At 54.4% G+C, this 20,080-nt stretch carries 18 protein-coding genes; 9 read left to right on the forward strand and 9 right to left on the reverse strand.

The window, feature by feature from the left end:
* Positions 1–666 precede the first annotated feature (666 nt).
* Positions 667–1,254 (forward strand): Crp/Fnr family transcriptional regulator, encoded by a 588-nt coding sequence (locus ACQKLP_RS00005; protein WP_427318865.1) that lies wholly within the window; start codon positions 667–669, stop codon positions 1,252–1,254.
* Between the two features lie 341 nt (positions 1,255–1,595).
* Here ACQKLP_RS00005 and ACQKLP_RS00010 read toward each other — a convergent pair whose 3' ends face one another.
* Positions 1,596–2,180: an NAD(P)H-dependent oxidoreductase gene (locus ACQKLP_RS00010; protein ID WP_427318867.1), complete on the reverse strand. Its 585-nt coding sequence runs from the start codon at positions 2,178–2,180 to the stop codon at positions 1,596–1,598.
* Between the two features lie 620 nt (positions 2,181–2,800).
* Entirely contained in the window at positions 2,801–3,811 is a 1,011-nt protein-coding gene (gene recA / locus ACQKLP_RS00015; protein ID WP_205687083.1) for a recombinase RecA, read from the reverse strand.
* 138 nt (positions 3,812–3,949) lie between these two features.
* On the opposite strand from recA, the gene ACQKLP_RS00020 reads away from it, so the two are divergent.
* Positions 3,950–4,129, forward strand: a complete 180-nt coding sequence (locus ACQKLP_RS00020; RefSeq protein WP_427318869.1) for a hypothetical protein — start codon at positions 3,950–3,952, stop codon at positions 4,127–4,129.
* Here ACQKLP_RS00020 and ACQKLP_RS00025 read toward each other — a convergent pair.
* Genes ACQKLP_RS00025 through ACQKLP_RS00035 form a run of 3 tightly spaced genes read right to left on the reverse strand, consistent with a single transcriptional unit; the run spans position 4,111 to position 6,987 of the window.
* Complete coding sequence (locus tag ACQKLP_RS00025) at positions 4,111–4,782, reverse strand: hypothetical protein (RefSeq protein WP_341842009.1); 672 nt, start codon at positions 4,780–4,782, stop codon at positions 4,111–4,113. The genes ACQKLP_RS00020 and ACQKLP_RS00025 overlap by 19 nt on opposite strands.
* Entirely contained in the window at positions 4,779–6,269 is a 1,491-nt protein-coding gene (gene rpoN / locus ACQKLP_RS00030; RefSeq protein WP_427318872.1) for an RNA polymerase factor sigma-54, read from the reverse strand. The genes ACQKLP_RS00025 and rpoN overlap by 4 nt, the downstream gene beginning before the upstream one ends.
* Positions 6,270–6,282: 13 nt before the next feature.
* Positions 6,283–6,987, reverse strand: a complete 705-nt coding sequence (locus tag ACQKLP_RS00035; protein ID WP_427318874.1) for a ribonuclease HII — start codon at positions 6,985–6,987, stop codon at positions 6,283–6,285.
* Positions 6,988–7,000: 13 nt separating this feature from the next.
* Between ACQKLP_RS00035 and ACQKLP_RS00040 the strand changes: the two genes are divergently transcribed.
* From ACQKLP_RS00040 to typA, 3 genes are all read left to right on the forward strand, one after another.
* Positions 7,001–8,038, forward strand: a complete 1,038-nt coding sequence (locus ACQKLP_RS00040; protein ID WP_427318876.1) for a COX15/CtaA family protein — start codon at positions 7,001–7,003, stop codon at positions 8,036–8,038.
* A gap of 46 nt (positions 8,039–8,084) precedes the next feature.
* Positions 8,085–10,334 carry a patatin-like phospholipase family protein gene (locus tag ACQKLP_RS00045; RefSeq protein ID WP_427318878.1) on the forward strand — a complete coding sequence of 750 codons (2,250 nt, stop codon included), beginning with the start codon at positions 8,085–8,087 and terminating at the stop codon, positions 10,332–10,334.
* 206 nt (positions 10,335–10,540) lie between these two features.
* Positions 10,541–12,355: a translational GTPase TypA gene (gene typA, locus ACQKLP_RS00050; protein ID WP_427318880.1), complete on the forward strand. Its 1,815-nt coding sequence runs from the start codon at positions 10,541–10,543 to the stop codon at positions 12,353–12,355.
* Between the two features lie 68 nt (positions 12,356–12,423).
* Here typA and ACQKLP_RS00055 read toward each other — a convergent pair whose 3' ends face one another.
* Positions 12,424–12,732 carry a YbaB/EbfC family nucleoid-associated protein gene (locus ACQKLP_RS00055; protein ID WP_126248432.1) on the reverse strand — a complete coding sequence of 103 codons (309 nt, stop codon included), beginning with the start codon at positions 12,730–12,732 and terminating at the stop codon, positions 12,424–12,426.
* A 64-nt stretch (positions 12,733–12,796) separates the two neighbouring features.
* Between ACQKLP_RS00055 and ACQKLP_RS00060 the strand changes: the two genes are divergently transcribed.
* From ACQKLP_RS00060 to ACQKLP_RS00075, 4 genes are all read left to right on the forward strand, one after another.
* Positions 12,797–14,035 (forward strand): NAD(P)/FAD-dependent oxidoreductase, encoded by a 1,239-nt coding sequence (locus ACQKLP_RS00060; protein ID WP_427318882.1) that lies wholly within the window; start codon positions 12,797–12,799, stop codon positions 14,033–14,035.
* 4 nt (positions 14,036–14,039) lie between these two features.
* Positions 14,040–15,128, forward strand: a complete 1,089-nt coding sequence (locus ACQKLP_RS00065; protein ID WP_427318884.1) for a DUF2891 domain-containing protein — start codon at positions 14,040–14,042, stop codon at positions 15,126–15,128.
* Between the two features lie 101 nt (positions 15,129–15,229).
* Positions 15,230–15,829 (forward strand): DUF2569 family protein, encoded by a 600-nt coding sequence (locus ACQKLP_RS00070; protein WP_427318886.1) that lies wholly within the window; start codon positions 15,230–15,232, stop codon positions 15,827–15,829.
* A 46-nt stretch (positions 15,830–15,875) separates the two neighbouring features.
* Positions 15,876–16,523, forward strand: coding sequence for a DUF2569 family protein (locus tag ACQKLP_RS00075; RefSeq protein ID WP_427318888.1), 648 nt, complete (start codon positions 15,876–15,878; stop codon positions 16,521–16,523).
* Between the two features lie 38 nt (positions 16,524–16,561).
* Here the strand turns inward: ACQKLP_RS00075 and ACQKLP_RS00080 are convergent, their stop codons facing one another.
* The 3 genes from ACQKLP_RS00080 to ACQKLP_RS00090 are packed head-to-tail and all read right to left on the reverse strand — an operon-like array spanning position 16,562 to position 20,043.
* The gene (locus ACQKLP_RS00080) at positions 16,562–18,193 is read right to left on the reverse strand and encodes an amidohydrolase family protein (protein WP_427318890.1); all 1,632 of its coding nucleotides are present in this window, start codon (positions 18,191–18,193) and stop codon (positions 16,562–16,564) included.
* A 7-nt stretch (positions 18,194–18,200) separates the two neighbouring features.
* Complete coding sequence (locus ACQKLP_RS00085) at positions 18,201–19,391, reverse strand: FtsX-like permease family protein (protein ID WP_427318892.1); 1,191 nt, start codon at positions 19,389–19,391, stop codon at positions 18,201–18,203.
* A gap of 1 nt (position 19,392) precedes the next feature.
* Positions 19,393–20,043, reverse strand: a complete 651-nt coding sequence (locus ACQKLP_RS00090; protein WP_427318894.1) for an ATP-binding cassette domain-containing protein — start codon at positions 20,041–20,043, stop codon at positions 19,393–19,395.
* Positions 20,044–20,080: the final 37 nt, after the last annotated feature.

Here is a 20,080-nt window from a genome sequence, read left to right on the forward strand (position 1 = left end):
TGTAAAGAAGTTGTTTGAACTGACTAAATTTTCTCTCGAAAATCAGACGTTTCAATTTAATGTTGTCGCTAACATTACCTGTGTTTTGTTACATTTCTGTAACGTGCTGTTGTTTCCAAACTTTCAAAGATCTTTCGTTTCACCACCGCTGCAATTACTGCAGTGACAGGCGAACTACTCGTGGGCGATATCCAGGTTGCGAACCTGCAGGCCTTAAAGCCAATATCATCATTACATCTTAAAGAACTTTTTCGTTTTCCTTCTTTCGTGCGCCACCGTTTCAGTGACCGTGTTTCGAAGGGAGTGCAAAGGTAGTGATTATTTTCTTTCTTCCAAATTTTCGGTCAGAAATTTTATTTTTTATTTTTCTGATCCTCAACTACTTATGCAGGTAACATTCTTTATAGTGAAGTGCGCTTTTCCCTTCGGATCGAGCAACATTTTCCCGTTCCTTTCAAGCGGATTGCAAAGATAGAATGTTTTCAGATTACAGCAAAATTTTAAGTGGCAACTTTTGAAAAAAACTTGCGCAAACGCCTCCCTTTCCTTCAAAATCGTGCACAGTACTTATTAATATATAGAAAACGGAAAAATGACGCTGCATCAGTCATCGATAATTCCCGCCCGGATCAAGCCCCGATCCGCATTTATGCTACCTTCATATCCATGGAAACCACATCTTCCGACTCGACCGACATCGGCCGGGCACTCGATTTCTTCGCCTCCGTTTCTCCCCTGTCCGCCGCCGCGCGCGATGCGCTCAGTCATTGCATGGCACTCGATTCCTTTCCCAGGAAGCACTGTTTCCAACTGGCGAAACGGCCGGCAACACATTTATTCATCGTCGCCAAAGGCCTCGTCCGCAGCTTTTATCAACACAATAACCGGGAAATCACCCTGCTACTGGGAATGGAAAGCTGCATCGTTTGCGCGATGGACAGCCTCCTCAGCGGAAGCCCCTCCTATTACAGCATCGAAACACTGGAAGACAGCGACATCATCTCCATTTCATATGCAGACCTGGAACGCCTGTACAGCGAGTTCCACGAGATTGAGCGACTGGGCAGGCTCATGATCAGCCAATATTACCTGGAGCAGGACCAGAGCTTGCGGTCGCAGCGGTTCCTTTCCGCCCGGGAGCGCTACCAGGAATTGATGCAAAAACAACCGGAATTATTGCAACGGGTACCGCTGCAGTTTGTGGCGTCGTACCTGGGCATGTCTGCGGAAACGTTGAGCCGTATCCGTGGGTAGCGCAACAAAAAGGGCCGCGCAAACACTCCGGTCAGGAATGTTTGCACGGCGCATCTAATATAATGACTCTCAAAAGCTTATTGATAATTGGCAGGGCGATTGCCTGCGGGGTTCATTGGTTTTACCGGACTCTCAAAAGCAAAAATTCCTTCCTGGCGGACGGTACCATAACAACATGAAAACAGAAAGGTTCTGATGTTGCCCCTATTTATTTTCCTTCCTCTAGTACCATTTTTTTGCGAATCTCATCAATTTCACGGTATGCTTACGGCAGTGTTCCTGCTGAAGTGACTTATTATGATTTACCGGCAGCGGGCGAAGCGCGGCCCGGCCATATTGCGTTACTTTCCGTGGCTTCCCAGGTTTTGCACCGACCGTAGCATTCGGGCGAGATGATCCGGTTTTTGCCAACGGAGCTTTCCGAAGGCGGTGACCTTAACCGGTTTGATGCCGCAGAACTCAAGCGTGGCGTGCTTCATGGCGCGGTGGCCCGCGTTGCGGTAGACGAGCCAGTTATACCAAAGCGGGCTATCCATCGTGGTGATGAGGCGGCCCGATTTCCCTTTCAGCAGTTTGTCCCATAGCGGGGAATTGTCGCGATACTTGAAGGCCTTGCCGGGAAGGAATACCCTGTCGATAAAGCCTTTCATCAGCGCGGGGTACGTTCCCCACCAGGTGGGGTAAACCCAAACCAGGTGATCGCACCACTGGATATCGGCCCACGCGGCTTCCAGGGCGGGCTCCCAGGGGCTGCGCTGGCGGTAGCCATGATGAAGGTCGGGCTGGAAAGTTATCTCTCCGAGTTTCAGCTGGCGAACGGAATGCCCGGCTGCAGCGGCCCCTTTGGCATAGGCATCGGCCAAAGCGCCGCAGAAGCTGGTTGCATCGGGGTGGCCCAGGATCACGAGGATTTTCTTCGATTTCATGGGTGTAAAATTCAGCAAAGTGACGGGCGATCTTTTTGATATAAATCAATAAGTGGAATGATAATAGTGGCGAAGGATTGCCTGGGATCAGCGAAATCCATGATAATCGTTTTTGGCAGGAGAATGAGGCGCCGAAGGATTGTCCGGGATCAGGAAAGCCCTGATAATCGTTTTTGGCGGGAGAATGATGGTGGCGAAGGATCGCCGGGGATCAGTAATAACCGTGATAATCGCTTTTGGCAGAAGAATGATGGAACCGGCACTACAGCATGCCGAAGCAAGACAATCGAGGCGGCGACGCCCGGGAAAAGGATGTTTGGAAAAATCAATCCGAGGAAAGGGGGCTCCGCGGCAATGAGCATCCGGAACATAAAAAGCACCGGTGCATAAAGAAACATCCGGCGCATGAAGAGCATCGGAGTATAAAAAGCACCTGGAGCATAAAAAAAGGTCCGTTAGAAAACGGACCTTCTACTAAACTAACCCAAACAAACGTTTAAAAAACGTATGTAAAATCTTGAATTTCTTTTTGTTGTGCCGGAACTTCTGGCTGGAATACTGATCCTGTAAGGGGGATTCGTGCGTTCCAGTCCCGGTTCCGGAGTGTGGCGCACCCAATCTTAGGCGGTAGCTGCGGCTTCGGCGAGCTTCGCTTTGATCTTGGCTTCCACTTCGGCAGCTACTTCCGGATTGTCGAGCAGCAATTGCTTCACGGCATCGCGGCCCTGGCCGAGCTTGTTGCCTTCGTAGCTGAACCAGCTACCGCTTTTCTGGACGATCCCGTATTCCACGCCCATGTCGATCAATTCACCGACTTTGGAGATCCCGAGGCCGAAGATGATATCGAATTCGGCCATCCGGAAGGGAGGCGCCACTTTATTTTTCACCACTTTCACTTTCACGCGGTTACCTACTGCTTCGTCGCCGTCTTTGATCTGGCTCATACGGCGGATATCCAGGCGTACGGAAGCGTAGAATTTGAGGGCGTTACCGCCGGTCGTGGTTTCGGGGTTGCCGAACATCACGCCGATCTTTTCGCGCAGCTGGTTGATGAAGATGCAGCAGCAGTTCGTTTTGGAGATGGTGGCGGTCAGTTTCCTGAGCGCCTGCGACATCAGACGTGCCTGGAGGCCCATTTTGCTTTCGCCCATTTCCCCTTCCAGCTCGCCTTTCGGTACGAGGGCGGCCACGGAGTCGATCACCACTACATCTACCGCGCCGGAAAGGATCAGGCGGTCGGCGATCTCGAGGGCCTGCTCGCCATGGTCTGGCTGTGAAATCAGGAGAGAATCCACATCCACGCCCAGCTTGCGGGCATATGAGCTATCGAATGCGTGCTCGGCGTCGATGATGGCGCAAATGCCACCTTTTTTCTGCGCCTCCGCAATCGTATGGATCGCGACAGTCGTCTTACCCGAAGATTCAGGCCCGTAAATCTCGATGATACGGCCTTTCGGGAAACCGCCAATACCCAGGGCAATATCCAGCCCCAGCGAGCCCGTGGAAATAACCTCCATCGGCGCTTCCGCTTTTTCTCCCATCATCATCACGGATCCCTTTCCGAAATCCTTCTCGATTTTGTCCATGGTAAGGCGAAGGGCCTTCAGCTTTTCTGTATTGGCGTTTGACATATCAGTTTGAATTAATGAGTCAGTATTTAGGTTTGTTTTCGTTTTTTTCATTCCCGGTTTGGTACTGCAAGGTAAAACTATTTTCAGATATTATCCTAAAAAAATTAGCAATTTCTTTCCAATGCTAATTTTAATAGTATGTTCCCTTCCGTTCACGATACAAAATTGCAGCGCCGCTACGCATGGGATCTGCGCAGTGAAAAAATTCCCGGAAAAAAGTTGAAAAAAGAAGGAAAAAGCGGAAGTGTGCGACGCAACGGCGGCCCAAAAGCCCTGCCAGCGCCGGCTTCCCCCTGCACCTACCCCAAAATGAGATAAGCGCCCACCTGTGCCACGAGCCCTACGAAGAAGCCCGTCCACACCTCAGCAGGCGTATGCGCATCCAGCACCAGGCGGGCCGTGCCCGCCACGCCGGCCAGCACAATGGCGATCGCCAGCGGCACCGCGACGTTCATGCCCATGCCGGCCATGAGGCAGACCAGGTAGCCCACAACGCCCCCCCAGCCCACGGTATGCATGCTGATCTTCACGAAGCTGTTGGCCACGAAGGAGATCACCACGGCAATGAAAACACCGAGCCAGAACGCATTATAAAATGCCGGCGCCGCCCCTTCGCGCTTGAAGGTATAAAACGCCCAGAAGTAAAATATGATAGAGGCTACATAAGGAATGATCCGGTCTTTCTGGTCTTTCATCGTAATGCTCCCCACGAAACCCAGGGCTTTCGATAAAGACACCACCAGCATGGGGAACAGCACGCTCGCCACCGCCACGCGGATGAAAAGCACGTCGTAATCCCAGCGGAAACTGTTGCTGCGGAACGATGTAAAGAATTCGGGCAGCGCCGTTACGGACAGGAAAGTCACGAGCAGCGGGATAAATAAAGGATGCAGAACGTACGAGAATACGTTCGCCAAAGCCCTCGTCACGGGCGAAAAAGTCGGTTTCTGCTCTTCCATGAATGTCATCATAATTCCTTGCGTAAACGCGCCACCGGTATATTTAACTGCTCCCGGTACTTGGCCACGGTGCGCCGCGCGATGTTGTAACCCTTGTCTTGCAGCATCTTGGTCAGGTTCTCGTCGCTCAGCGGCTTGCGCTTGTTTTCCCCGCCGATCATGTCGGCCAGGATCTTCTTCACTTCGCGGGTCGATACTTCCTCACCGCTGTCCGTGCTGAGCGATTCGGAGAAAAAGAATTTCAGCTTGAAGGTGCCGAATTCGGTTTGAACGTATTTGCTGTTGGCCACGCGGCTCACCGTCGAAATATCGAGCTGGGTGATGTCCGCTATATCCTTGAGGATCATGGGCCGCATCGTGGTTTCGTCGCCGGTCAGGAAGAAATCGTGCTGATAGTTCAGGATCGCTTCCATGGTGCTCAGCAGGGTATGCTGGCGTTGCTTGATGGCGTCGATGAACCATTTGGCCGCATCGATCTTCTGTTTGATGAACAACACCGCCTCTTTCTGGCGCTTATCTTTCTTATCTCCCCGGTCGTATTCCTTCAGCATTTCACGGTAACCTTCCGAAATCCGGAGGTCGGGCGCGTTTTTGCTGTTGAGGGACAGTTCCAGTTTGCCATTGTTGTTCATGATGAAAAAATCCGGGATCACATAGCTTTCCGCCTTGTTCAGCACGCTGTAATTGGCGCCTGGCTTGGGGTTCAGCTTGATGATCTGGCCGATGGCCTCGCGGAGATCGTCGTCCGTAAGGTTCAGGGCGCGTTGTATTTTCTCGTAATGTTTTTTCGTGAATTCGTCGAAGTAGTCGTCGAGGATGCGGGTGGCGTAAATGACGCCTTCATCGTCCTGCGGTTTTCTCCGCAGCTGGAGCAGGAGGCATTCCTTGAGATCGGAGCAGCAAACGCCCGGGGGGTCGAACGTCTGGATCATTTTGATCATCTGGCGGATTTCTTCCTCGTCGGTTTCCACATTCTGGGAAAAGGACAGGTCGTCTACGATGGCGGAAGCCTCGCGGCGGAGGTACCCGTCGTCATCGATCGAGCCGATGATCTGTTCGGCGATGCGGCGCTGGCGCTCGTCGAGCGACTGCAGCCCCAACTGATCAAGCAGGTGGTCGTGGAAAGTGGTTTCCACGCGGATGGGCATGGTGCGCTGCTCGTCGGGGTCCGGATAATTATCGTCGCGGAGTTTGTAATCGGCGATTTCGTCGTCGCCTTCAGACACGTATTCGGAGATATCTATATTATCGTATTCGCTTTCGCTGCCATCGGGCTCGAATTCGTCTTCGGAACCGGCCTCGAACTCTTCGGCGGGCTTTTCCATTTCGTCGTCGGGAGAGGAGCCGTCTTCACTGTATTCGAGTGCGGGGTTTTCTTCCAGTTCTTCCTTGATCCGCTCTTCCAGATTGGCAGTAGGTACCTGCAGCAGTTTCATGAGCTGAATTTGCTGAGGCGACAGTTTCTGTAATAATTTCTGTTGTTGGGTCTGCTTTAACATGGCTCGTTCCTTTTTACCACTTGTCCTCTCCGTCCAGGCTTAATTGATCCGGAAGCAAGCGGAACGACCTTCGGTGAAAGGGCGTGTCGCCGTGGTTACGGATTGCGTCTCTGTGCTGGCGGGTCGGATAACCTTTGTTGTCTTTCCAGCCATAGTTCGGGAATTGTTCATGCAGGTTTTGCATGTATTCGTCCCGATAGGTTTTGGCCAGCACCGATGCTGCAGCTATGGAAGCATATTTTCCGTCGCCCTGAATTATGCAGGTATGCGGGATATTGCCATAGGGAGTGAACCGGTTACCATCGATGAGTAACAACTGGGGCTGTAGCGATAATCGTGCCAAAGCGATGTGCATCGCTTTGAACGAGGCTTTCAGGATATTGATCCTGTCAATTTCCTCATTATCGACGCTGGCAACGGCGAAGGCCAGGGCCCGGGCTTCGATGATGGTCCTCAGTTCGAACCGGTCGGATTCCGTCATTTGTTTGGAATCGTTGAGGAACGGGTGGCTGAAATCTCTCGGCAAAATAACCGCCGCGGCGAACACGGGGCCTGCGAGGCATCCCCTTCCGGCTTCATCGCATCCGGCTTCCGTGAGTTCGTCCTGAAAATAAGGCAGCAGCAAGGTTACTGGTTTAGTTGGCGCTAAAATTACAAAAACCGGCCGAATGATTCCGGAATTGATAAAAATCATCCGCGGTGCCGGTAATTTCCCCATAAATTTGCGGGTTATGGACATGCAGCAAACAAAAGGGAACCGGGCCATCGTCATCTGGTTATACACCGGGGTGGCCATGATCATCGTGCAGGTATTGCTGGGCGGCATTACGCGGCTGACGGGCAGCGGGCTCAGCATCACGGAATGGAAGCCTATCCTCGGCGCCCTTCCGCCCATGAACGAAGCCGCCTGGCAGGAGGCGTTCGCGAAATACCAGGAGATCGGGCAGAGTAAATATATCAATAGTCATTTTACTTTGACCGATTTCAAATGGATTTATTTCTGGGAATGGCTCCACCGCAACTGGGCGCGCCTCATCGGCATCGTGTTCTTCGTCCCTTTTATCTATTTCATCCTGAAAAAGATCATCGACCGCAGCATGATCTGGCCCATGGTGGTACTTTTCGTGCTAGGCGGCCTCCAGGGCGGGATCGGCTGGATCATGGTGCAGAGCGGGCTGAACGAGGAAGACCTTTACGTGAGCCATATTCGTTTAGCCGGGCACTTTATCGCTGCGTTGGGATTGCTGTGGTACGTGCTCTGGTTCGCCCTGAAACTGAGCGTTCCCGCTTCCGGCCGCGCCGAAGCGCCGGGGCTCCGCCGGCTTTCCGGCTGGATCCTGGGGGTTTTGGTCCTCCAACTAATATATGGCGCGTTCATGGCAGGTTTGCACGCGGCCCTTTCCGCACCTACCTGGCCGTCTGTCAACGGGTTCGCCGTTCCGCCGGGGATGTTTGCGCAGGGAGGGTTCTGGGCCGATGCCACGCACAATCCCATCACGATCCATTTCATCCACCGCGGGCTTGCCTATATATTAATAATACTGATCGCCGTATGGTACGTGAAGTCGCACCGGTTCCCGCAGCTGCAGGGCGCCCGCGCCGCCGCATTGTTCACCGTGCTGCTGCAGGTGTTCCTCGGCGTGCTCACCGTGCTGAACAGCTCCGTGAAAATACCGCTGGCATTCGCGCTGGCGCACCAGTTCGTGGGTATGGGCCTGCTCATGGTGATGGTATGGGCGCGATTCCTGACGCTGCCGGCGCACCGCTGACATATTATTAATTTTTCATTGCCGATTTTCTCCTTAATTTACTGAGGTGAAAAGATTTTGGTCAAGATTCTTCTACTCCTTCCCTATTCAGCTGCTGCTGCTGCATTTCCGCAAGTACCAGGTGCTGTTGATATTCTGGGCGATCCTGTTCAGCACCATCAACGGCGGCTTCGCGAAGCTGTACGGCGGCGATGCGCTGTACCTGGCGCCCGAATACATGGGAAAGGTGAATTTCTACAGCACCACCGTGATGGGCGTGGCCACCGCCATCTTTACCATGAGCTGGAACATCACCACGTTCATCTTGCACAGCGGCCGGTTTAAATTCCTCGCCACCACATCCCAACCCTTTTCGCGCTATTGCCTCAACAATTCGATCATTCCCGCCGCCTTCCTGCTCATGCTGCTTTGGCGCGGATGGCAGTACCAACGCTGGCAGGAGCTCAATTCCGTTCCGCAGATCCTGCTGCTGGCGGAAGGTTTTATCTGCGGCTACCTCGCCATCCTCTTCGTCTCATTTTTCTATTTCTTCAACGCGGATAAAAATATCGGGAAACGGCTGATGCGCAAATTCGGCAATCCGCGCAATTTCCTCCGCACCATCCTCATCCCCAACCAGGAGCACGACGAAAACGCCATCCCCGTACTGAATTATTTCTCCAGTCCATGGCGGGTACGCCGGGCCAGGAACGTCGGGCATTACAACAAACATTACCTCGATAACATTTTCCGCCAGCATCATTTCGCGGCCATGATCACGATAGGCCTGGCGCTGGTGTTCCTCGTCATCATGGCCTACCTCATGGATTATCCCGCGTTCCGCATCCCCGCGGGCGCGAGCGTCCTCATCTTCTTCGCGTTCCTCATCGGCGTGGCCGGCGCATACGCGTACCTGCTCGAAAGCTGGGCCATCCCCATACTGATCGGCATCATCATCAGCCTCAACTGGATGGTGAAAAACCAGTGGCTCGACAACCGCAACAAAGCGTACGGACTTAACTATAACAATAAAAAAGACCGCCCCGCCTACAGCGTGCCGCACCTGCAGGAATTCTTCACGGCAGCGCGCGCGGAAGCCGACCGGAAACATACCCTGCAGATCCTCGAAAACTGGAAAAAGCAATTCCCCGCAGGCAGCAAGCCCCCGCTGATCGTACTGAACACCAGCGGTGGAGGGAGCCGTTCCGCGGCGTGGACGATGAACGTGCTCCAGCGGTACGACAGCCTACTCAAAGGAAAAATGCTCCGCCATACCTTCCTCATGACCGGCGCCTCCGGCGGGATGCTCGGGGCCACGTATTTCCGGGAGCTGTACCTCCGGCGCCAGGAGCACCGGCTGCCGGCGTCGCAGAACCTGTACGACAGTTCGTACTGCGAAAAGATTTCCAGGGATTTGCTGAACTCCGTGTTCAGCTCGTTCGCCGTCAACGATTTCATCACCCCGTTCCGGCATTTCAAGATCGGCGACAACGCCTACGCGAAAGACCGCGGGTATGCCTTCGAGATGCAACTGAACCTGAACACCGATCACATCCTCAATAAAAAACTCGGCGAATACCGGGAGGCGGAATTCGAAGCGCGGATCCCCATGCTGATCTGGTGCGCCAGCATCAATGCAGACGGGCGCCGGCTGTATATGTCGCCCCAACCGGTAAGTTACCTCTGCGCGCCCGAGTACCGGTACCCGACGAGGAGCGTCCGGGATGTGGACGGGGTGGACTTCGCGCAGTTTTTCGCCAACCAGGACGCGCAGGAGCTGCGGGTCACGAGCGCCATCCGGATGAGCGCCACTTTCCCGTATGTACTGCCGAACGTTTTCCTACCGAGCAGCCCTATCATCGATGTGATGGACGCGGGCATCAGCGATAATTTCGGGCAGGAAACGAGCCTCCGGTTCCTGTATAATTTCCGGGAATGGATCAATGCCAATACCGCCGGCGTGATTTTCCTGCAGCTGCGCGATTCGCGGAAAAACGATGTGAGCCCCATCAAACAGAAAAAAGACCTGGGAGATCTGATCTTCGAGCCCCTGTTTTCCATGCAGCGGCACTGGACGAGCATGCAGGATTTCGATCAGGACCAGCTTATTAATTATATGGAGGGATGCTTTCCCGGGAAGTTTACCCGGCTGATCTTCCAGTACGTTCCGCAGCAGGCAGACAAGGCGGCGGCGCTGAGCTGGCACCTCACGCCGCGGGAAAAACTGGACATCGCCCGGGCGCTCGACAACCCGGCCAACCAGCAGGCCTTCCGGCAGCTGGAAGCCGCGCTGGGCGGGACTTCCAACACTCAATGACTCTCACACATGTTTGTCATATCACATTTATAACAATCTATATAACAACTATTTGGGCAAATGTCCGGATTCTGTTATTTCCGGGTTATTTAAAAATGGTCGGCACCAAATTCGCATGATTATTCGTACCTTTGCGCCTTCATTTCGGATTCTTCCGGTTTTTCAGAGCTATCAGGAAGGGGTCGGAAACGGCTAAAAACATTGTCATGCAAATCAGAAACATCGCTATCATCGCGCACGTAGACCACGGCAAAACGACCCTGGTAGACAAGATCTTACATTCTACCAACGTGTTCCGGGCCAACCAGGAAACAGGGGAGCTGATCATGGATAACAACGACCTGGAAAAGGAACGCGGTATCACGATCCTGTCCAAAAACGTGTCGGTTGAATATAACGGAGTGAAAATCAACGTTATCGATACTCCGGGCCACGCCGACTTCGGTGGTGAGGTGGAACGCGTACTGAAAATGGCGGATGGTGTGATCCTGCTCGTGGACGCCTTCGAAGGCCCTATGCCGCAGACCCGCTTCGTACTCCAGAAAGCCCTCCAGCTGAACCTGAAACCCATCGTTGTAATTAATAAGGTAGACAAAGCGAACTGTCGCCCCGACGAAGTGCATGACGCCGTTTTTGAACTCTTCTTCAACCTCGACGCAACCGAAGAACAGCTGAACTTCCCGACCTATTACGGTTCCGGCAAGAACGGCTGGTTCAACGATTCGCTCACGCCCCGTGAAGACATCCTGCCCCTGCTCGACGGTATCCTCAAACACGTTCCGCAACCGAAGATCGCAGAAGGCTCCCTCCAGCTTCAAATCACCTCTCTCGACTATAGCACCTTCCTCGGCCGTATCGCCGTAGGTAAAGTGACCCGTGGCACCATCGTCGAAAACCAGCCCATTTCACTGGTACAGGTAGATGGCTCCATCAAGAAATCCCGTGTTCGTGAACTGTACATCTTCGAATCGCTCGGTAAAAAACGCGTGACCGAAGTATACCCCGGCGACATTTGCGCGGTGGTAGGCCTGGAAGATTTCGGTATCGGCGACACCATCGCCGACTTCGAAAATCCCGAAGCACTGCCCGTTATCAGCGTAGACGAGCCTACCATGAACATGATGTTCAGCATCAACAACTCTCCCTTCTTCGGTAAAGACGGCAAATTCGTGACTTCCCGTCACCTGCGCGACCGCCTCATCAAAGAAACCGAGAAAAACCTCGCCCTCCGCGTGGTTGACACCGACTCCGCCGACTCCTTCCTGGTGTACGGCCGCGGTATCCTCCACCTCGGCGTACTGGTAGAAACCATGCGTCGTGAAGGGTACGAGCTGACCGTTGGCCAGCCGCAGGTAATCCTGAAACACATCGACGGCAAGAAATGCGAGCCTTATGAAACCCTCGTGGTAGACGTTCCCCAGGAATTCGCTTCCAAAGTGATCGACCTGGTTACCCGCCGCAAAGGTGAAATGCTCATCATGGAAACCAAAGGTGAAATGCAGCACCTGGAATTCGAAATTCCTTCCCGCGGCCTCATCGGTCTGCGTACCCAAATGCTGACCAACACCGCCGGCGAAGCCGTAATGGCACACCGCTTCAATGATTACAAACCCTGGAAAGGCCCCATCCCCGGCCGTAACAACGGTGTACTCGTGGCAAAAGAAGCCGGTACCACTACCGGTTACTCGCTCGACAAACTGCAGGACCGCGGATCATTCTTCGTGGACCCGGGAGAAGAAGTTTACCGTGGCATGATCATCGGTGAAAACAACAAACCCGGTGACCTCGTGGTAAACCCGAACGAAGGCAAGAAACTAACCAACATGCGCGCGAGCGGAAGCGACGCGGCTACCAATATTGCGCCGAAGATCCTGATGACGCTTGAAGAATGTATGGAGTATATTCAGCAGGACGAATGCATCGAAGTTACTCCGAACCACATCCGTATGCGCAAAACCATCCTTGACGAAGAAGAACGCAAGAAATTCCAGAAGATGTTGAAAGCTGAAGAGGTGAACTGATGAATCAAAAGAACTAACATTAGAAGGATACGGAACCGGGCCATAACAGCCCGGTTCTTTTTTTATCCTTACATCCCGGGAATGCCCATGCCGCCGAGCATTCCACCCGCCATGCCTTTCATTTCGGCTTCCCAGGTTTCTTCCGCCTGTTTCAGCGCGCGGTTCAACGCCGTAATGAGCAGGTCTTCCAGCTCCTCCTTCCTGTCTGCCGACAGCAATTCCGGATCGATCTCCACGCTCTTCACTTCACGGCCGCCCGTCACCAGCGCCTTGACGCCGCCCGCTTCCCCTTCAATGGTAATATGACGCAGGCGCTCTTTGCTTTCCTGCATTTTCTGCTGCGCTTCCTGCAGCTTGCCGAACAAATCTCCAAACATATGATACCGTTTTGCGCAAAGATATATTTTCCCCGGCGGCGGCAGAATACGTAACTTGCCGGATATGATCATGACGGATGTTTGCATTATCGGCGCCGGCCCCGGCGGAGCGGCGGCCGCCCTCCAGCTCGACAGGCTGGGCATTCCCTGCGTGGTAGTCGACAAAGCGGTTTTCCCGCGCGACAAAGTTTGCGGCGACGGCCTCAGCGGTAAAGTGATCGCCGGGCTGAACCGGATCGACCCGGCCATCGGCCAGCGGTTGCAGGCTTTCGCCGAAAAGGAAAACAGCTGGGGCGTAACGTTCGTAGCCCCCGGCCGCACGGGGATGGACGTTCCCTACAAACCGAATTACGATCCTGCCAACGACGCGCCCATCGGCTTCGTCTGCAAGCGGATACATTTCGATAATTTCCTGGTGGATGAGCTGAAACAATGCAAAAACGTGCAGCTGATCGAAGGGAAATCCATCGATCGATATACACCGGCCCCGGACGGATATGAACTGAGCGACGCGAAAGGGACTTTGCAGGTCCATGCAAAGATCATCATCGTCGCCAACGGCGCGCATTCGGCATTCACCAAAGACGTGGCCGGTATCCGGATGGAACCCAAGCATTACGCCGCAGGCGTGAGGGCTTATTATACCGGGGTGACGGGCATGCACGACCACAGCTACATCGAGCTGCATTTCCTGAAGAACCTCCTGCCCGGGTACCTCTGGATCTTCCCGCTGCCCAACGGCGAAGCGAACGTGGGCATCGATATGCCTTCCGACACGATGCGCCGCCGCAAGGTGAACCTCAAAACCCTCCTCCACGAAACCCTGCAATCCGACCCGGTTTTCGCGGAAAGGTTCCGTGCTGCCCAACCCGTCAGCGCCGTGGAAGGCTACGGCCTGCCGCTCGGCTCCCGCTCCCGGAGGCTCTCCGGCGAACGCTGGATGCTCGTGGGCGATGCCGCTTTCCTCATCGATCCTTTTACCGGCGAAGGGATCGGCAACGCCATTTACAGCGGCGCCATTGCAGCGAAGCAGGCGGCGGAATGCCTGCAGTCCGGCGATTTTTCGGCGGAAACATTACTGGCGTACGATGCGTCTATCCAGCGCGTGCTGGGACCGGAACTGCGGCTGAGCACCAAATTGCAGCAGCTCGTCCGCTACCCGCGGCTGTTCAACCTCCTCATGCGGGCCGGCACCCGGAACAAACAGCTCCGCGACGTGATTTCCAGCATGTTCTACGAAGTGGACCTCCGGAAAAAACTCACCAAACCTTCCTTCTACATCAAACTGCTTCTGAACCGGTAAACCTATGACGAGAGCGATATTCCTGCTGGCCGGGGTGCTGGCGATCTCAAACGTTAGCGCACAAACGAAATTTTACGACGAGCAAGACGGCATCCTCCGCCTTACCCAGGCCGGGGCCGAACATTTGTCTGGCCTCCCGCTGAAATGCATGCAGCACCAGTTTCCCTATAAAACGGGCATCGTGTTCTCCGATTCCACCCTCATCGAAAAACCCATCGCGTACCATCCTGCATTTTACGGGTGTTACGACTGGCACAGCAGCGTTCACGGCCACTGGATGTTGGTCCGCCTGCTGAAAACATACCCGAACCTCCCCAATGCCGCGCTCATCCGCGAGAAGTTGTCGCAAAACCTCACGGCCGAGAATATCCGTAAAGAACTGCTGCTCTTCGCCAACAAGGAAAATAAAGGGTTCGAAAGGATTTACGGTTGGAGCTGGCTGCTCCAGCTGCAAAACGAACTGCTGACCTGGAACGATCCCTTCGCCCGGGAGCTTTCGCGCAACATCGCCCCCATGGCCCGTTATTTCAGCGTGGCCTGGCGCGATTTCCTCAAAAAGATCGCCTACCCCATCCGCGTCGGCGAGCACACCAACCTCGCTTTCGGGCTGCGGCTGGCATGGGATTACGCGGCCACGGCAAAAGATACGGCGCTCCAGTCTTCCATCCGTAGCACCGCCATGCGGTTTTACGCGGCAGACGCGGATTGCCCCGCCAGCTGGGAACCCGGCGGCTACGATTTCCTGTCGCCCTGCCTCGAAGAAGCCGATCTTATGTGGCGCATCCTTCCGGCGGCGGAATACAAGATTTGGCTAAAACGCTTCCTGCCGGGGCTTTTCAAACAGGAACCGCTGTTTAAGACCGCCATGGTCAACGACCGGACAGACGGGAAGCTCGTTCACCTCGACGGCCTCAACCTCTCCCGCGCCTGGTGCCTGTACGGCATCGCCCGGCACGCAGGGAGCCATGCGCCCGCCATCCGCGAACTGGCCGCGCAGCATCTCCGGGCGGCATTGCCCCACGTGGCGAGCGGCGACTATGCAGGCGAGCATTGGCTCGCTACTTTTGCCGTGTACGCGCTCACCGTGGAATAAACCCACAAAAATCAACGGAAAAACTGACACGGACGAGGTATCTTTCGTCCCGGTTTCGCCCTTCCATTCAAAGGAGAACAACCCTGATCGAATATTTATCCATGCCTGGCAGTCCTGATTTTTTCTTTTCGCTCGCAATGGTACTGATCGTTATTGCGGCTTGCTACTTCGCCTCACGGCGACTGTATGCCTATTCCTTACCGCCCTCCTATCCCACGCCGTTACCGGAAAGATTTTCGTTCGGGATTATCCTGATTATGGTGCTGCTGATATTCAGTTTGCTGACATGGGTCACGACAATCCCGGAGTTTACCATCTGGAAAAAAGGGTTCTGGTCGAACAATATTCCAGATGCAGACGAGCCGGTTAACAGGGGTCTGGAGTTGTATTCTGCCCTGAATGTTATTTTTACGCTGTGTGGCACCCTGTTTTGCCTGCTACTGCTGCTCCGGAAGCGCGACATTTTCCCGAAAGTATTCACCTGGTTCCTGCATATCAACACGGGCATGTATTGCGTGGCGGTAGTTGTGGAAAAATGGATATTGACGGGCGGCTTTCAATTTGATGTGGAGGAAATCCAGCTGATTTCGCTGAACGTAGCTTTGGTGTTGTTCGTCCTTTGGTACCTCAACACCTCGGGCAGGGTGAAACGGATTTTCGTGTTGCCGCATCCCAGTCTGGTGGATCACGGGCGCCCATGATTTTAAACGCTTCCTATCAATATATCTGTACCTACAACCCGTTAACATGAACTTTCTTCAAACCGACTTTTTGATTTCCGCCTTGCTGATCGCGTCTGCGTTCGTCGTTTTCGGCTTGATGGCCCTGCGGCTGAACAATGCTTCGCTGCCGCCGGTCTACCCCACTCCCAGGCCCATTGCTATCGGCGGTTGGCTGATCGTGATCGCGGCGCTGGTGATCCTTTCCTTGAGCTCGAGCTTCTTCAAACTTTTCGACCTGAGTATCTGGGTGGAGGGTTTCTGGACCGTCTATTTCCAAAATCCGGAATCATACTTAACCTTGTCGCTGCAGGTTTTAGATGCGTTGAACATCGTTTTCATCCTGACTTTCGGCTTTTTTTCCCTTATACTTTTTTTTAAACGGCGGGATATCGCTCCGAAAATGATGAATTATTACATCATCATCAGCACCGCCGTTAATTGTATTATCAGATTGACCGCTATTCTGGTGGAGCTTTCAGCCATCCCGTTCGATGGTTTGCCGGCGCGCCTGTTTATGGTACAGATCCTCGCTATAATAATTGGCATTCTCATTACCTCGCTGATCGTCAGGTACCTGAGAAACTCCACCCGATCAAAGGAAACCTTCGTGCTGCCGCACCCCAGCCTGGTCGACCACGAGCTCCCGGATTTCGACTTCAACAAAGAATCGTAATAAAAAAGGGAGCCAGCAGGCTCCCTTTCGCGTAAGGGTTATTGTGGAATAGTTACGGAGTCGAAGACGACCACTTTCTCCCAAAGTGCGTTGCATTTTTCGATGAACGCCAGGTGGATGGGATGTTCCTGGTAAATGTCGTGCCCGGCTTCGTCGTTGAAAACGGTCAACAGGCAGTAGCTGTAGCTTTTATCGATCACCGGCCTGTCTGTGCCGGCGGGTTTGCCGACGTTGAATACTTTCAGCGTCTCGATCTTCTCCAGCGAGCTCACGCCTTCCTCAAATGTCTTGATTTCCGCTGCGGTGAGACCGGGCTTCAGATAAAAATTTACTACGTGCACGAATTTTTGTGATGACATGGCCGTTTGATTTTGGACAGACAAGTTAGTGGTTCCTTGTTTAAAAATCAAGCCGTCTTTCATGACGAAGCTCACCCGGCCCATCGCCTGAACGTCTTTCATCGGGTCTCCGTCCACAGCGGTGAAGTCTGCCAGTTTGCCCGGTTCCACGCTGCCGAGGCGCGCTTCTTCCCCCAGCAGTTCCGCGGCCTTGATGGTAGCCGATTTGATGGCGTCCATCACGGGCATGCCGGCATCTGTCATATACACGAATTCCAGCCAGTTGCGGCCGTGTTGGTAAACGCCCGCGTCTGTTCCGAAAGCGATTTTCACGCCTTTCTTCCAGGCTTTGGCGAATGTTTTCTGGATTTGCGGGCCGATGGCTTCCGCTTTCGGCTTCACGATCTCGGGATAATAACCGGGAATTTTCGCGGAGTCGGCCACAGACCTGCCAGCCGTGATGGTAGGCACATACCAGGTACCGTGCTTGATCGCCAGCGCCATGGCCTCATCGTCCATCAGCGTTCCGTGTTCTATGGAGTTAACTCCCGCGCGGATGGCCCGTTTGATGCCTTCGGTCCCGTGTGCGTGGGCGGCCACTTTCATGTTGTAATCTTTCGCCGTGCTGATGATGGCGGCCAGCTCTTCATCGGTAAACTGCGGGCTGCTGCCGTCTTTCGCCACGCTGAGCACACCGCCGGTTGCCGTGATCTTGATCAGGTCTGCCCCGAATTTATAAGCCTGGCGAACGGCTTTCCGGCACTCGTCAGGCCCGTTGGCCACGCCGGCTTCCGGCCCGGGATCGCCCATGAGCGCGCGGTTGTAACCGTTTGTGGGATCGGCATGCCCGCCGGTAGTGGCGATGGATTTGCCCGCCGTGAAAATCCGCGGCCCGGTAATGAGCCCTTTCGCAATGGCGTTCCGCAAGGCGATGTTGACGCCCGTTCCGCCGAGGTCGCGGACGGTGGTGAACCCGGTCATCAAGGTCCTTTCCGCGTAGCGGACGCTCAGGAAAGCCAGGTCTGCAGGGTTTTGCGTGAATTTATCGGAATAGGCGGACTTGCTCGTTTCGGACTCGATGTGCACGTGCATGTCCATCCAGCCGGGCATGACCGTTTGCTTTTTCAGGTCTATCACTTTATCTCCGGGCGCGGGCGCCGTGAACCCGGATTGGACCGCGGTGATCTTGTTGCCCGTGATGATGACGGACATATTTTGCCGGGGCTTGTCGAGCACCCCGTCGATCAGGGTGCCGCAATGCAGGATGGTCCGCTGTGCGAAGGCGTTGCCGGCGCAGACGATGGCCAGGAAAAGGATCAGGATGGATTTCATATGTTGGTCAGGTATGAGCTTGGATCTCCTTGCGCACCGTCACCAGGTTCACGATATACACCAGCGCCAGGATCCCCAGCGTGGCGATAATGGTCATGATGCCGGGGTACGGCGCCACGAACATCCCGTGCTTCGCCAGGACGCCGCTGGCCCACCATTGCGCGGCAGACACTACGATCAGCGCGATCACGCCCGTCACGAAATACACCGGCACCAGCTGGCCCAGCAGGTAACGCTGCAACCGCTTCGGCGCGGTCCCCAACGTCACCAGCAACCGGATTTCCTTCCTGCACGACGATATGACGAGCTGGATGAACATACTGAAAACGAGGAGCGCGAACATGAGCAGCACACCGCCGAAAAACCCGACCACGCTCACGATCGTTTGCACGATGCCGCGGATCTTGTTGTATTTCGTTTTCTCGGAATCGGTCGAATAATTATGTTGCTCGAGATAGTTTTTCAGTTCGATGCTGCTGGGGTCTTTCACGCGGATCACGACGCGCGACGGCAGTTTGGCCTCTCCTTTCCCGTAGCGGGCGTTCGCCCAGTCCATAAACGACTGCGGTACGAGCACGGTGGAGATGCGATCGGAAAATCCCGCGATCTTTCCCCTGAACTGCCCCTGCTGCATGCCGTTGGAAATGATGACTTCCGGCGTAAGGCTTTTGATGGAAGTTTCGGAGAATTGCGGGATGCCGTTCCCCAGCGCAAACCCGAAGTTGAACATGTTCACGAAATCGCGCGGTACCACGATCGGCAGCATCTGGTCGCCTTCCCGCCATTTCCATTCGTCGGATTTAACATCGAGGAAAGTATCCGGCACGGCTTCGAAGAACGCGAGCGTCTGGAAGCCCAGCTGGTCGGCCTGCATCTGCACATTGAACTGCGCGGCGGTGATGGCGCCGAAGGCTTCCACGAAAGGCTGTGCGGCAAAATCTTTCTGTTCTTCGGGCGTGAATACCGTTTTTTCCGGCTTGCCCATCATATCGTTGGTGATCATTTTGTTGACCACGAGATAATCGGCCCGTTCGTTCTGGTTCCGGCTGCCATGCAGCAGTTCATTGAAATCCGTATGCACCTGGAGCGCTACGAGGATCAGCAGCATGGCTACGCCGAGGCCGATGATGGCCATCCAGTAACGGCTTTTGCCGACGCCGGTGCGGATGATCTTTTTTAAAATCCGGTTGAATTGCATGCTATAGCTGATAGGTTACGTCGTAATTGAAATGTTGATCGTGGTCGAGATCGGTGAGGATGAACCCGGCGTTGCGCGCGCGGCATTCCTGATCGATCAGTTTCGCGGCTTTGGCGGTATTGCCTTCGTCGAGGTGACTGAAGGGCTCGTCCATCATCAGCCACTGGAACGGCTGCATGAGGGCGCGGATGATGGCGATGCGCTGCCGTTCGCCATACGAAAGCGTGGCGGCGCTCTGGCCGAGCACATGCGTCACGCCCAGCTGTTCGGCGAATTCGCGGATTTTCTCTGCCGGGTACAGGGGTTTGTTGTTCATGACCCGTTTCAGTTCGATGTTTTCTTCGGCGGTAAGCTGGTCGAACAGCCGGAGGTCCTGGAACACGACGGAGATATTATCCTGGCGGATGGCGGCGAGTTGTGCGGCGGAATAATCTGCCCAGGGCTTTCCGCCGGCTTTGATAATGCCGGTATAATCGTATCGGATGTTGTAGAGATAATGCACGAGCGTGGTTTTGCCCGTACCGGAGGGGGCTTTGATCTTGACGAATTGCCCGGGCTGGAAGGCGACCTCCCGGTCCCAGATGTCCGATGGCCGCTGCCGGATCCTGTCGCGCAGGGGAACCGGCACCACGGCTGAAAGCTCGATCTGCATGTTGAAATGGATGTTAGGCTTAAATATAGGCAAAAAA

The organism is Chitinophaga sp. NPDC101104, assembly GCF_050277495.1.
Lineage (GTDB): Bacteria > Bacteroidota > Bacteroidia > Chitinophagales > Chitinophagaceae > Chitinophaga.

Excerpts from the sequence above, each read along its gene's own strand:
- ACQKLP_RS00005 (WP_427318865.1), top strand. The coding sequence starts at position 667 with ATGGAAACCACATCTTCCGACTCGACCGACATCGGCCGGGCACTCGAT.
- ACQKLP_RS00010 (WP_427318867.1), bottom strand. The coding sequence starts at position 2,180 with ATGAAATCGAAGAAAATCCTCGTGATCCTGGGCCACCCCGATGCAACC.
- recA (WP_205687083.1), bottom strand. The coding sequence starts at position 3,811 with ATGTCAAACGCCAATACAGAAAAGCTGAAGGCCCTTCGCCTTACCATG.
- ACQKLP_RS00020 (WP_427318869.1), top strand. The coding sequence starts at position 3,950 with ATGTTCCCTTCCGTTCACGATACAAAATTGCAGCGCCGCTACGCATGG.
- ACQKLP_RS00025 (WP_341842009.1), bottom strand. The coding sequence starts at position 4,782 with ATGATGACATTCATGGAAGAGCAGAAACCGACTTTTTCGCCCGTGACG.
- rpoN (WP_427318872.1), bottom strand. The coding sequence starts at position 6,269 with ATGTTAAAGCAGACCCAACAACAGAAATTATTACAGAAACTGTCGCCT.
- ACQKLP_RS00035 (WP_427318874.1), bottom strand. The coding sequence starts at position 6,987 with ATGGGGAAATTACCGGCACCGCGGATGATTTTTATCAATTCCGGAATC.
- ACQKLP_RS00040 (WP_427318876.1), top strand. The coding sequence starts at position 7,001 with ATGGACATGCAGCAAACAAAAGGGAACCGGGCCATCGTCATCTGGTTA.
- typA (WP_427318880.1), top strand. The coding sequence starts at position 10,541 with ATGCAAATCAGAAACATCGCTATCATCGCGCACGTAGACCACGGCAAA.
- ACQKLP_RS00055 (WP_126248432.1), bottom strand. The coding sequence starts at position 12,732 with ATGTTTGGAGATTTGTTCGGCAAGCTGCAGGAAGCGCAGCAGAAAATG.
- ACQKLP_RS00060 (WP_427318882.1), top strand. The coding sequence starts at position 12,797 with ATGATCATGACGGATGTTTGCATTATCGGCGCCGGCCCCGGCGGAGCG.
- ACQKLP_RS00065 (WP_427318884.1), top strand. The coding sequence starts at position 14,040 with ATGACGAGAGCGATATTCCTGCTGGCCGGGGTGCTGGCGATCTCAAAC.
- ACQKLP_RS00070 (WP_427318886.1), top strand. The coding sequence starts at position 15,230 with ATGCCTGGCAGTCCTGATTTTTTCTTTTCGCTCGCAATGGTACTGATC.
- ACQKLP_RS00075 (WP_427318888.1), top strand. The coding sequence starts at position 15,876 with ATGAACTTTCTTCAAACCGACTTTTTGATTTCCGCCTTGCTGATCGCG.
- ACQKLP_RS00080 (WP_427318890.1), bottom strand. The coding sequence starts at position 18,193 with ATGAAATCCATCCTGATCCTTTTCCTGGCCATCGTCTGCGCCGGCAAC.
- ACQKLP_RS00085 (WP_427318892.1), bottom strand. The coding sequence starts at position 19,391 with ATGCAATTCAACCGGATTTTAAAAAAGATCATCCGCACCGGCGTCGGC.
- ACQKLP_RS00090 (WP_427318894.1), bottom strand. The coding sequence starts at position 20,043 with ATGCAGATCGAGCTTTCAGCCGTGGTGCCGGTTCCCCTGCGCGACAGG.